We start from the raw sequence: 13,220 nt of genomic DNA, 5'->3' as shown, positions 1-13,220 counted from the left end.
CACCTTTCCGATTCATGATTGCCCCGCGACAGGCTCCGCTGGCATCGCCAGTCCGAAGAGGCCTCGTCGAATTGTCGTTGCTGCTTCCGCCTCCCAGAGCTTGTCCCCGAACTGTCCGATCATCCGATCGTCCATCATGTTCAGGACTGCTCCGATGAAGTCCGATGGCATGGCGCCCGATACCGCGAAGGCGCGCTGGACCTGCTCCATCTCTGTTTTACCCCATCTGATAACGAGCAGGATTCCGTCGAGGTCCTGCGCGGCCATGCGGAATTCGGCTCCGCGTTCAAGCGGCGGCAGGCTCACGATGATGAGGTCATAATCGGCCGAGAACTTTTGATTGCTATGCATCCACCAGTTCGCGGGCGCTTCGATGCTGTCCCAGGCCGCAGTCACAAGAACATCAGGGCCGCTTGCACGATTGCTCCGACGAGTACCGTCGCTCGGCCGCTCATTCGTCCCGGAAACAGGCACTCCGCCCGGCGACGGGGCCTGAGCGAGGGCGCGCGGCGTCTCGTTTCGATCGAGCTCCACAAGCAGCACTCTCCGCTGGCTGCGAGCCGCCATATGTGCGAGCTGCCTTGCAACCGTGGTCGCCCCCTCGTTACCGACCGAAGACGCAATGCCGACGACGCGCGCCTTCGATGCTTCAATCGCGACCGTCATCCGGAGCAAAGTCTGATTCAGCAGCGGAACAGGCAGAAACGGATCCTCCCTCCCCTGCTCCTTCGTCGAGCGAGGCGACCGCGAAGCCGCCGAAGCACCGCATTTGAGCAAGGGGATCGCGCCGATGCATTCCAGGCCGAAATCCTCAACCTGCGCGGCGGTGCGGATCGTCTTGTCCTTGAAGTCCAGCAGCAGAGCCAGCATCGATCCGGCGACAAGTCCAACAATGAAGGCCCCGAGGATGACGAGGAGCTTGCGCGGTCCGCTCGGCCTGTCCGGAGCAAGGGCCCGCGTCATCACATAGACGCTGGGACCCAATCCCTGCAGGCGCTCCCGCAGCAGCGGCGACCTGCTGCCGTCCTGGTCCGCGCTGACCCGCGCCTGAAGCATGACCTGGCTGATGCCGTTCGCGATCCGCTCGGACTTCTCCGGGTCGGAAGTCGTTACGTTGACGAGGATGGTGTGGCTCGTTCCAATCCGCTTCAATTCGATGCGCTTGGTGAGCGCGTCGACGGCGAGTTCCTGTCTGTTGCGGCTTTCATCAGACGTCGCCGACGGCGCGCCGAACAGCCATTGCGCGATGCTTTGCAGGGACGTCGCTGGCGGAACGAATTCGGGATCCTCGGACAATTTCAGCGACTGCGCCACTTTGGTCAGCGTGCCGCGCGAGCGGATGATCTCGATCTCGTTCTCGACCTGTGTGAGATCGGCACGCCCCAGAAAAATGACCAGGTCCGGCCCCGGCTGGACTTCCTTCACGTAGATCAAAAGCTGCGTTGAAGCGGTATAATTCACCGGCCGGAGTAACGAAAAAAGCAGTCCGAGCACCGTTGAGAATACAACACAAGCAGCAACCAGCTTCCAGCGGCGACGGAGGCAATCTAAGCCGGACGGCATTAAAGATTGGCGCTCTCCAAAATAGACCGTCATTGGACTCCCGATCTCTATTCGTCTGCTGCCAATGCCCGCTCTCGGCTCGCTCGATACAGCGGCTATAGTGCCATCACCCTACTTCGGCACCGCAGGCAATTAACAAAAAGCACGCAACAATATTCACTGCAATTTGGCTGGCAGCGCCTCAAAGTTCTGAGGGGCGGGCGCGTTTGATAGTGTGAGCTCTACCCGTTCGGAATCCACGATCTGCGCAGCTCTCATCCAGACGAAAGCCCGGTTCCAAACCTCCCAACTCGTTTCTTCCATGATCGTCTCGTAGTCTTGCGGGCTGAGACGGCGAAGAATCAGCTCAGCTACCGCCCGTGCTCGATCGCCGCCGGCATTGCTGCGTTTCTCTTCAGTCGTCTTCAGAGTTTCAGGCTTGGAGAAGAACGACGAGGACATCCCTTCGCGTATCGAGCGATCGCCGGCGTCCGCCTTAGCCGTCGTCCTCGCATCCGAAGCCTGAGAATAGATTTCGTTGCGCGAGATGCGCTCGCCGTTCTCGAGCCGTTTCAGGATCGTACTACGGACCGCAGGTGGGATTTTCTTGGAAAGGTAGACGCGCAGCGTCGACGGAACCATCAGCGCGACGAGCTTCTCATCGGAATGCGCCTCACGCGCGAGCTTCATCAGGTCCTGCGCGGTTCTGATCTTGAACTCGCACGCCTTTTCGACCCACTTAACGAAGGCACCGTGAGGCATCTTTTCTTTAATGCTGAGTAGTTCACGCCCGATTTCCACAGCGTGTTCGGTCGCGGCCTTTCGAAGTTCCTTGATCCTCTGCGCGGTATCATGCAATTCCGTCGCCGAGATTTCTGCGCTCGATGCCACGATTACATCCTCACTACTCAACCCACGAGAGCAATGAGCTTACGCTTGGAGCAGTGCACAACGAAGCGAGCAAAGGGATTCCCGCCCGCACACATGAGGTAACCCTTCCGGATTACCTCAAAATTCGTCCGGCTTCTCTGAGACGCAGCCAAGGCATTGGACGAAGGCCATGAACGACTGCAGATCCGCTCCCCAAAATGACCACAGTCGCATTCCGGCCCGCTTCGGAGCCCCCAGAATGAGGCATGGATCAACGACGTTGCATTTTGGCTGATACGCGCAGTTCGCGGCGTCTGAGCCGAGCCGCCGTCTGTTCGCTTCGCGGACCTTCGGTTCGGCCACATCCGCAAGCGTCCAGGACCAGTGCGTGTTCAGGTCTTCTCCGTGGAAGCACCGTTCGCGGGATCAGGCACGACGATGGGTCAGCGCCGCCCCGCGGACGCACGACCGAAGCCAACATGCTGGCCAATGCCGGGACCTGCCCATCACTTTCTTGCTCGGCAGCCGCCATGCCGCTGATTGCACCAAAGGAGGCGGTCTACTCCGGCAAATACTTCCGCGCGCCCTTAGGCGCTGCGCCATGGCTCAAACGCGCAACGGGTTGCGCTTTTGCTCGGCGTGGGCTCCGACAACCGCCTTGTTGGCACAGATCGAAGCCCCCAAGCTCCCGGATTTCATCCGACAACGAGAAATGCTTCCAAGGCTGGGTGGTGGTCAGTCGTCCGGGCCGCAGAATCGCGCGTCGAAGCGACTCGCTCAGCCTGTGATCTCCGGAGAGTATTCGAACCCGATCACGCGCCACCGCGTTAAGCAAAGAGGGGCAATGGAGCCATCAATTCACCATGGAGAACCTTCGGGGAAAATCCATCCACGCCGGGCTCACAAAAATAATAGCCCAAATTGGACGAGTCATCATAAAAATACTGTCAACAATGGTGCTGGCGCGCCTGATTGCACCGAGCGACTATGGCTTGATCACCATGGTTGTGACTTTCACTGGCTTCTTAGGACTTTTCAGCAGCCTGGGGCTTTATCATGCTGCGATCCAGTGCGACTCGATCTCGGCGGATCAATCCTCGGCTCTTTTCTGGATAACCCTCCTCTTCGGCTTGATCCTTTTCGCCGTATGCGTCGCACTGGCCCCTGCTATCGCCTCCTTCTACGGCGACCCCAGACTTGTTGCTGCGACGATCATCATCGGAACTGGATTCATATTTTCGGGTGCCGGCATACAACATGGGGCGATGATTTCCAGGCAAATGCGCTACGGTAGAGTAGCGATAATTGAACTTACATCCGACCTGATCAGCGCAGCAGTGGCCATTTATTTCGCCTGGATCGGGTACGGGTATTTTGCTTTGGCATATATGATTGCTTTGCAGCCACTCATCGCAACTATTGGTGTGTGGTACAGCGCGAGATGGGTTCCCAAAATTCCGGGTATCGACGTGCATGTTACGATGATGTTGCGCTTCGGCAGGACCATGACGCTTACAAGCGCGATAACTTACTTCACCAGCAATTTGCAAAATGTCCTGATTGGAAAATTCTGGGGCGAAGAAGCGATAGGACTCTATGGACGCAGCAACTATTTAATATCGTTTCCAATAGATACTTTAAATAACGCCATAGGGGATGTCGCGTTCAATGCCTTGGCCCAAGTCAAGCGGGATCGCGCCCGCTTGCGGCGCTCATTCCTGCAAATCTATACATGTGTTGTTGCGTTGACGCTCCCGCTGACATTCGCTTGCGCGCTATTTGCGGACGATGTGATCGCGGTCCTCCTAGGCCCGAGATGGAGCGAAGTCGTGCCCATATTCAGGCTTTTGACGCCAACAGTGCTGGTTTTCGCAATCAACAACCCGATCGGATGGCTATTGAGCGCGCTTGGGATGGCTGAAAGAGGTTTGAAAATTGCGCTGGTCTCAGCCCCCCTGGTGCTGGCCGGGGTGATGATCGGACTACCTTACGGACCAGAGGGCGTCGCCTTGTCATACTCCGCCGTAATGATGCTGAAGGCCATTCCAATAGCCACTTGGGCACTGCGGGATACGGGAATTCACTTTCGGGATATCATGACGGGGCTGAGCGGCGCGCTTGTCGCGACTATCGCTGCCGGAATCCTATGCTACGTATTGGAAGCCGAATTATTGTCGTCAATGACGCCGCTCCTTCGACTGGCGATGCTGTCGCTGGTTTTTGCCGTAACTTACGTGCTCGTTTTGATGCGATCCGCGACGCACAGGGCGGTTTTTGCTGAAGTGCTGCAGGAAGCAAGAAATCTCGGTGTCGCTCCTCGAAAGTTTGGTTTCAAGCGCGCAGCTTGAACGGCAGGAAAGCGACTAGGGCGACCGAGTGCGCGCGCTCCGGGCCAGGCAGGGGGAAGAGTCCGAGCTTCTCGATTTCCAACTCAGCCGCGCGATCAACGCATCCGTGCTGCTGTTCGCAGCCCCTCCCGCGCGGAGACCGCTCTGGAACAGCGGCAATCGGCTGTCGTTATTTTTTTGAAGCTCAGGGGGACTGGAGCATGCGTCGCCAGGCAATGAGCCGCTCGCCAGATGCGACCCAAAATCCAAAGGCGCTGAACGCATCGAGGATGAGCACAGCAGCTCCAGCCGACCCCACACTGCGCCGACCAGCGACAGAACTCCCCCGATACCCCGGAACTCGGAATGATAAAAGCGCCAACCGCTCCTGCGGCTGGCTCGGACAAGACTGCACCGAATTCTAAACTGAACCTGCCAAGAGCCTCCTGGCATCGTCAGATGACCTTGATAAAGCGGATGGATGGAGTTTCCAAATGGCAACGCCAAAATTCAGCGTCTTGATTGCAAACTACAATAACGCTCACCTCATTCGGCAGGCGCTCGATAGTGTCCAAAAACAAACAGTTCAAGATTTTGAAATTATCGTCGTCGACGATGGGTCGACGGACAATAGCCGGTCAGTCGTCAATGAGGCGTCCGCATCGTTCGGCGGCAAGCTTCGATACATATATCAAGCGAACAAGGGCGTTTCTGGAGCGCGAAACACCGCCATCGGTGCGTCGATCGGAGATTACATCACGTTTTTGGATCCGGACGACTATTGGCATGACCGACGCCTCGAGGCTCACGCGGATGTTCTGGACAAGCATGAGAACGTCGATATTTGTTGTAGTGACTTCGAACGCCTCCATGAAGACGGCCGCTCAGAACGACACTTCAGCAAATGGGTTGCATTTCCGGACTTCCCATTTGAGAAAGAAATTTCGCGACAGGATGCGGTGAGATGGCTCCTTCGCGTCAATTTTGTAGGAACCAATGGGATTACCATTCGAAGATCATGCGCTTTGGCGGTGGGATTGTTTAACGAAGATTTGAAACAAGCCGAAGATTATGATTATTGGTTGAGATGCGCGACGAATTCGAATTTCTATGTTATTCCGCGCGTCTTACACACATACCGCATTCATCAGGGTGGGCTGACGAAGAATTTTCTTGAGAATTGTGAATATAGCCAGCGCGTCGTGCAGGAGTATGAAAGGGCCTATGGCAGTTTCATAAAATCGCACGGGCTGGAAGACGCGATCAAAAACTCGATCTCGCAACGGTGGTACGAGATCGGCAATTTGAACTTCGACAGCGGGCAGACGAGCAGAGCGTTTCGCTCGTATGTGACGGGACTTCAAGCGGAAATGTCGTTCGCGAACTTACTGCGGTTTATGTCGGTAACATTGCGCAAGACGGCCCGGCTTGCCACGTTCGATGCTCTCTCAAAAGAGCGCCTTGCTTATCGCTCCTGATCGGCAAATGGCCGCCTCTTGCCCCGCGGGATCTGCCCCCGCACCCGCCCCCCCCCGGGGGCGTTCGCCGGGGGCCATTTCTGCGATCTGCGAAACATGATCGCGGACGCGGCGACGCGTGAGGGGCACTCCAGCTCCGAAAAGCTTGGGATTATCCGGCTCTTAGACCGGTCGCGTCTGCCGCTACGCCAAAGGCTCGCCTATATTGGTCATCCAATTCGTCGCGAAACTCGAGCACTTTTTGCGCGATTTGGGCTTTGACGTCGCTGGCATCGGCCGTCAAGAGCTCGAAAGTTTGGATGAGCGCGTCTGAATCCAATGCGTGTATGTCCAAACAATAGGCCGACATGCCCATCGCAGCCATCAACGATGCGCATTTGTGATGAAAAGAAATGGCAATGACCGGCTTTCCGCCGAGCAACGCCAGCAGGACGTTGTGAAAGCGGGTCGCCACGACAAAATCCGATACGGTAAGCGCCGACAACAAGCTCTCGACCGAGGTGACAGGCTCATCAATGATCGCGTCGTCGTCCTGTGCTTGTGCGCCTTCGCCCAACAATTGAATAAAGCGGTCCCTTGCCGATACGTCCACTGTATCGCCGATGAGGGGCCTCACATTATAACCCTGGGAAATCAGCCATCTGGAGAACCGAACCAACTTGTCCCAGTAATCCTGGTCAGTCGATGCGCTGGGATTGGGGACGCTGTAATTTCCCGCGTAGCTCATGACCCCCAGGCCGATTTCGTGGGCCTTATTTCCCTCTGACGGCAAGGCCGGGATCGGCAGGCTAAATGCGAGATCCGGGTAGACTGGATCGCAGCCGGCCTTGAACCCAATACTCGCGAGGTATTCGCGGCTCGAAATCTCCCGATATGAGCGGAAATCAGCCAGCGATAGAGCCGACTTCGCGAAGAACCGGCCGAGCCGGCGGTAGAGCGGCCCTACACCTACACTCAGAAACAGCAGCCGGCATCCACAGAGCTTCGCAATAAGCGCCCATCTGAAGAGGCCGTAGGGCCCGCACCCCCCCAGCCCGAAGACATCCGTGAGCAATCCCGTCCCCGGGACGATCAACATTTGCGCGCGTCTCAGCACCATAATTGCGGAAATGCACCGCCACAGCTCGGCGGGAAACCCGAGAACGGCTCTGCGCACAAGCCGCCCCAGGGACGTCTTGGCCACCCAGAATTTGAACAGCTCTTGGTTGACTGGAACGGCTTCAACGTCGTCAGCTTTTGCAGCGTTCTCGTGATCATCGGTTATGCAGATAAATTTCGAACCGGGGTATAACCGACGAAGATTGTACAGAGCGGCCTGAAGACTACATTCATTTCCAAAATTCGTTGAGTTGAAATGACCGAAGAAAGCGATGGTCCCAGGCCCATTCCTACGCATGGCCTTGCCTTCCAAATATAAACGCCGCTTGACACGAAATTAACGCAGTCGCACATTAGCATATCTTCATGTATTTCTCAATCTGATAACGCCCTGACGAACCATCTGATCCCGCAGGCACCGCCATTTCGATAGCGCGGGCGTTACAAGGGGGGCGGGCCTATTGATCGGCAACCGCGATGCCCAGGCGCAGATGGCCGTCAACGAGCGGATGCTGTCCCCCAACCATCTGAGGGATGCTCTCGGGAAACGCACGATCGCGGGGGGCGCCATTGCGATAGGCGCCCAGTTCGTGCGCCTCGCGCTGCAGCTGGCCGGCTCGGCCATGCTTGCGCGCCTGCTTGAACCGAGCCAGTTCGGGCTTGTCGCCATGGGCAGCACGGTGACGGCCTTCGTCATCGTACTGACCGAACTCAATGTGGCGACGGCCGCGGTGCAGCGAGAGGAACTCGACCAAAACACAGCCAGCGCCTTGATGTGGATCGCCCTCGGCATGGGATGCTTGGCGTTCCTGCTCTCGGCGGTCGCTGCGCCAGCATCACTTTGGTTTTTCGAAGACCGGCGCTTACCGCTCGTTGTCCTCGGGCTCGGCCTGAACGCACCGATTTATGCGCTCGGCGGACTGCCCACCGCCCTGCTCACCCGTAACATGCGCTGGCTCGATCTGCAGATCGCCTCGCTTGGCGCTCTTGCAACCGGTCTCGTGGTCGCCGTCATCGCGGCTAAGCTGTTCTCCGCCGGCTATTGGGCGCTCGTCATTCAAACATGGGTGACGGCCTTCACGACGACGGCGGCGGTCTGGATTCTTTGCCCCTGGCGGCCAAGCATTGTGAAAGACTGGTCGGCCGCGAAAGCATCACTCAAATTTGGCTTCCATCTGACCGGCGCGATGATTCTGAATTACTTCCATCAGCAGCTCGATAATATTCTGATCGGAGCCCGTTGGGGTTCGGTCGAACTCGGCTTCTATTCGCGGGCCTACAATCTACTGGTGATACCGCTCAACTTTCTGAGCGGACCATTGGGCTCATCAATGGTGCCAGTGCTGAGTCGGCTACGCCGAGAGCCCGCAAGGTGGCGCGAAGCCTATCTCGATGCATTGAGCGTCGTCACGCTCGTAGGCGCTGCGATGGCCTGTCTCCTTTATGGAGGCGCCTCCCCTATCGTCGACATCGTGCTCGGCCCCCAATGGCAGCCTGTCAAGCTGATCTTCAGCTGTCTGGTGCTCGGCATGCTGGCATCCGTGCCGATGGGCGCGACCGGTTGGATCTATATCTCGACGGGTCGCACCGATCGCATGTTCTATTGGAGTCTGATCGGTGTCCCGATCTATGTCAGCTCGTTCTTGATGGGGCTTCCATATGGCCCGGTGGGCGTAGCGCTGTGTTACAGCATTTCGCGTTACGTCGCGTTCTTTCCTTCGATGCTCATGGCCACTTATCAGACGAATATCAGTATTTTCGATATCCTCGCCGTGATCGCCGTGCCGACGCTAACCGCAGCCGCGATCGGCTTCGCGCTCTCGCTGATAACCGCAAGTCTCTCGACGGCACCTGCGCTGGCAGCCATTGCGGCCGCCGGGCTGCTTTACGCAGGGGTTTGCGCCCTCGCCGTGCTGCATCTTCCAGTGTATCGACGCCTGCGAAGCCGCGGCCTTGACACGCTCAGCAGCGCCTATGTGCGTCTTCTACGACGCCGGCCGACCGGCTGAGATCACGCCGCAATCTTGAGCAGATCCTCGAGCCAGGTCTCGCCACGGAAATGGCGATATTGCTCAGCGCGAAGCGTGTCGGCTAGCCGTCCGGGCGGCAGGACGATGTCGTCATATGTCAGGACCTCGTCCTTCGCGATGTCGCGGACGAGGCGGCAGCCGGCGACCAAACCCTCTGGCAGATAGCGCCCGGCGCTCATTTCATCGACATTCACCGCTTCGCCATAGGTCATGTACATGCCGTAGTCGTCGAGCGTCTCGCCGGCCTTGAGGTCCCGCTTGGCGATCGCGCAGACCTCGACCACCGGGCCTCCGAGCGGCGGCGCCAGCTCATCCCGGAACAGAACCACCCGCGCAATCGACAGCGGCGTCTCGAAATGGACGAGGTGGTAAGGCGTGAAGAACGAATAGAGCGGCCCTTCGCCCATCTTGTAGAGATTGAGGTAGTGCTGCTGTTTTGGATCAGGATGCTCCGCGAGCACGAAGACTTTGGTGAGGGGGGTGCCGACGACATAGTCGATGGCGCCGCCGAGCTCTCGCAACTGGTCGATGTCGTATAGCTTGCCTATCGCCATGACGTCGTCGCGGTATTCGCGCCCGCGCGACATGCCCCGTTGAAGCACTTTGAAGCCGGTGGCATTTGCGACGATGGATTGCTCAAAGCTGATCTTGGAGCCGTCGGCGAAGCTCGTCACCATCGCCGCATTCTGCCCCCAGCGCTCCGCCCAGGCTTTTTGAGTGGTCGGGGTGCGGTACGGATCTTGTAGACCCTTGATGTTGCCGATGAGGCGAGGCGTCAGCCCCAGGCCCCGCACCCAGCGAACCAGATTCATCTGCACGCCCGGTTCATCGCCGTCGCAAGCGGAAAGAATCCGGCCATATCGGTGCGCATGCACCCGCAGGATCGGCCCGATGGTGGCATCGATCTCGGCGTTCATCAAAACCACGTCTTTGCCGTGTTTGAAAGCTTCCAGCACGAGGTGCGCGCCGAACTCGACCGAGCCGGTCGTATCGACCAGCACATCGATCTCCGGCGAGCGCGCCAATAGCATGGCATCTTCCGTTGCCGCCGGCTTTCCGGAGCGGATGATCTCATCCAGCTCCGTCTGCCTGTCCGATAGCTTGCTGTTCTCGAAGCCGGCATAGGCAAGAACGTTCAGGGCCCGCTCCGGACGGCGATTGGAGATCGCAGCCAGGCGCATTCCCGGCACGGAATGCGCGAGCTGGTTTGCAAGTCCCTGACACATGAATCCCGCGCCGAGAATGCCGACTCGGATCGGGTTGTTCTCTTCCGCACGCCTCTTCAGAGCAGTATCGACGATCAGCATGGCGCTCTACCCCTGTTCCTTCAGCCGGCCACCGACACTGGCTTGGAGCCCATTTTGGCCTTCAACTCGGTCTCGACCGCATCGAACGGCGCAAAAGCCTGGTCTTTGGGCGAGATGACCGTCACGGGCAGCGGCCATGTCAGGCCCAGACGCGGGTCGTTGTACATCAGGCCGCCTTCAGCGCTCGGCGTATAGAATTCGCCGACCTGATAGCTGGTGTCCGTCCCGTCTTCGAGCGCCTGATAACCATGCGCGAAACGCTCCGGCACGTAGAGCGCACGACCGTTCTCCTGGCTCAGCTCCACCTCGATATGCTCCAGGAATGTGGGACTCTCCGGACGCAGGTCGACGATAATATCGAGGATTGACCCGCGCGTGCATCGCACGAGCTTGGTTTCCGCCGCCGGGGGATATTGGAAATGCATGCCCCGCAGCGTGCCCTTGTGGATGTTCGAGGCGAGATTGGCCTGTGCGATCGTCGCCTTGAGGCCGTGAGCTTGGAATTCGTTCTGGCAGAAGGTCCGTGCGAAGAAGCCTCGTTCATCCTCCCTGCGTTCGAGCTCAAGGATGAACGCCCCCGCGAGCTTAGTAGCGACGAATTTCAAATCAGCCCCCCAAGATTCAGTTAAATGACACTGGCGAGCGATCCCTGCGGATCAGATCTAAGACTATAGCAAGCTTCGAAGCTTGGGCGCATAAAAAATGATCCCTTGCGACCTAAAAATCATACGCCAGCGCGGCACCGAGACATTCTTCCCTTAGGTAATTAAATCTGCTAGTAATAAGTCGCGATTTTGCGGCATGATGATCTCGTTGAGCAGCGTGTCGTGAGGCAGAGGCGTATGTGCTTGATCAGCCAGGCCTGCGGCTTCGAAGTCCCGGATCGTGCCGATGCGTGAACTCCACGCCGGCCTCCTTTGCTTCAGCAACTTAATCCACGATATGCCGGTGCGAGCGGGCTGTACCGCTGGCCAACCCGATCGCCGGATAAAGGGGTGCGCTGCCATGTGAAGCTTTCGCGCGTTGGTATGTTGGGAACAGATTAGCTGGTTTCTGATGGCTGGGGTCTAGACATGCGTGTGCTGTTTACTGGCGCAGATGGATATATCGGCGCGCTTCTTGGTCCGTATCTGATCGAGCAGGGTATCGAAGCCGTTGGCCTCGATACCGGCTATTACCGCCAGGGTTGGCTCTATCCGATGAGGGGACCGCGCCCGGCAGTCATCACGAAAGATTTGCGTGAAATCACAGCCGAAGACCTTGAAGGCTTCGACGGGGTCGCGCATCTCGCCGAACTGTCCAACGATCCGCTGGGGCAGCAGGACCCCCAATTGACACATGAGATCAATCATGGCGGATCGGTACGGCTGGCACAACTCGCGCGCAAAGCCGGTGTCAAACGCTTCGTCTACATGTCCTCATGCTCAGTTTATGGGGTCGGCGCTCCAGACCAGATTCTCGACGAAGAGAGCCCGGTGAACCCGCAGACGGCCTATGCGGAATGCAAGGCCAAGGTCGAGCACGATGTCTCCGCCATGGCCGGGGACGACTTTGAACCCTGCTTCTTGCGCAACGCGACTGCTTATGGCGCCTCGCCGCGCCAGCGTTTCGACATTGTGCTGAACGACCTCTGCGGCCTCGCATGGACCACCAAGCAGATCAAACTCCTCTCCGACGGCTCACCTTGGCGACCGCTCGTTCATGCGCTCGATATGTGCCAAGCCGTGCATCTGTCGCTGACCGCACCACCCGATCGTATTCGCGGCCAGATCTTCAATGTCGGTTCGAACCAGCAGAACTACCGCGTTATCGAGATCGCACGCATCGTCGCGAACGAGTTTTCCGGTTGCGAGTTGATTGTCGGCGAGCCGAGCGCGGATAACCGTTCCTACCGCGTGAATTTCGACAAGATCGGCCACGTGTTGCCGACATTCGAAGCGCGCTGGACTGCGGAATCCGGCGCCCGCCAAATGCATGATGTATTTGAGCGTATCGCCATGAGCGAGGATGACTTCCGTGCGCCGCCCTATACCCGGCTCAAAATGCTGATGAAGCATCGCCAAAGCGGCCTTCTCGACGACAAGCTGTTCTGGGCTTATCCATAATACGTCCATTTGGCGCTCGCCGGATCGTCGCCGGCGAGGCCGACGCAAACATCACCAGAGGCGGCCAAGGCCAGGAATCGCGAGGAACTCACCGAGCGCTTCCTCGACCTGGACGATCACGCTTCGATCGCCTCTTGTGAGACCTGTGCGCGGGTAGGCGTAGACGGCGCGGATTTGGCGGTTTGCGGCCCGCTCGATGCGAGTGTTGGGCGCTGGGTTACAGTGGCCTTTTCCGCGCTCAAACGGCTGCCATGACGATTGAGCGGGTCCGTTTGAGATTGTAGGCGATGGCGGTGAAGTGAACCTGGGCGGTGGCTTTGGCGAGGCCACGCCATCGCTTCCCGCGCCTGCCATAGCAGCGTTTCCAAATCGCCCCGACGCCCCGGAAGCAGAAGAGATGCACGCTCATGCTGGAACAGGTGGGCCGCTCGGTCGAGCGCATAACGACCGCGCGGGCATTTCT

Annotated in this window: 9 protein-coding genes; 4 read left to right on the top strand and 5 right to left on the bottom strand. The window is 58.3% G+C overall.

Translation table 11 applies throughout. From position 1 onward, the window contains the following. Positions 1–12 precede the first annotated feature (12 nt). Together AC1DE3_RS08950 and AC1DE3_RS08945 are read right to left on the bottom strand one after the other, a co-directional pair. On the bottom strand, positions 13–1,596 hold the full coding sequence (locus tag AC1DE3_RS08950; protein WP_476852313.1) for a Wzz/FepE/Etk N-terminal domain-containing protein: 1,584 nt from the start codon (positions 1,594–1,596) through the stop codon (positions 13–15). A gap of 123 nt (positions 1,597–1,719) precedes the next feature. After that, positions 1,720–2,433 (bottom strand): DUF3102 domain-containing protein, encoded by a 714-nt coding sequence (locus tag AC1DE3_RS08945; protein WP_441511250.1) that lies wholly within the window; start codon positions 2,431–2,433, stop codon positions 1,720–1,722. Between the two features lie 842 nt (positions 2,434–3,275). Here AC1DE3_RS08945 and AC1DE3_RS08940 point away from each other — a divergent pair. Both AC1DE3_RS08940 and AC1DE3_RS08935 read left to right on the top strand, forming a co-directional pair. Further along, positions 3,276–4,760, top strand: coding sequence for a lipopolysaccharide biosynthesis protein (locus AC1DE3_RS08940; protein ID WP_441511249.1), 1,485 nt, complete (start codon positions 3,276–3,278; stop codon positions 4,758–4,760). Between the two features lie 473 nt (positions 4,761–5,233). Beyond that, positions 5,234–6,217 carry a glycosyltransferase family 2 protein gene (locus tag AC1DE3_RS08935; RefSeq protein ID WP_441511248.1) on the top strand — a complete coding sequence of 328 codons (984 nt, stop codon included), beginning with the start codon at positions 5,234–5,236 and terminating at the stop codon, positions 6,215–6,217. Between the two features lie 151 nt (positions 6,218–6,368). Here AC1DE3_RS08935 and AC1DE3_RS08930 read toward each other — a convergent pair whose 3' ends face one another. After that, complete coding sequence (locus AC1DE3_RS08930; RefSeq protein ID WP_441511247.1) at positions 6,369–7,628, bottom strand: polysaccharide pyruvyl transferase family protein; 1,260 nt, start codon at positions 7,626–7,628, stop codon at positions 6,369–6,371. 148 nt (positions 7,629–7,776) lie between these two features. Between AC1DE3_RS08930 and AC1DE3_RS08925 the strand changes: the two genes are divergently transcribed. Next, positions 7,777–9,324 (top strand): lipopolysaccharide biosynthesis protein, encoded by a 1,548-nt coding sequence (locus AC1DE3_RS08925; RefSeq protein ID WP_476779679.1) that lies wholly within the window; start codon positions 7,777–7,779, stop codon positions 9,322–9,324. Between the two features lie 2 nt (positions 9,325–9,326). Here the strand turns inward: AC1DE3_RS08925 and AC1DE3_RS08920 are convergent, their stop codons facing one another. Together AC1DE3_RS08920 and rfbC are read right to left on the bottom strand one after the other, a co-directional pair. After that, entirely contained in the window at positions 9,327–10,652 is a 1,326-nt protein-coding gene (locus AC1DE3_RS08920) for an NAD(P)H-dependent oxidoreductase (protein ID WP_441511245.1), read from the bottom strand. A 20-nt stretch (positions 10,653–10,672) separates the two neighbouring features. Beyond that, on the bottom strand, positions 10,673–11,257 hold the full coding sequence (gene rfbC / locus AC1DE3_RS08915; RefSeq protein ID WP_441511244.1) for a dTDP-4-dehydrorhamnose 3,5-epimerase: 585 nt from the start codon (positions 11,255–11,257) through the stop codon (positions 10,673–10,675). Between the two features lie 468 nt (positions 11,258–11,725). Between rfbC and AC1DE3_RS08910 the strand changes: the two genes are divergently transcribed. Further along, on the top strand, positions 11,726–12,757 hold the full coding sequence (locus AC1DE3_RS08910; RefSeq protein WP_441511243.1) for an NAD-dependent epimerase/dehydratase family protein: 1,032 nt from the start codon (positions 11,726–11,728) through the stop codon (positions 12,755–12,757). The last annotated feature ends 463 nt before the right edge of the window (positions 12,758–13,220 follow it).

The sequence above is a fragment of the Allobosea sp. 10L417 genome (genome assembly GCF_056395485.1).
The sequence above is the reverse complement of the archived record's forward strand: the minus strand, read 5'-3'. Positions and strand labels throughout refer to the sequence as shown.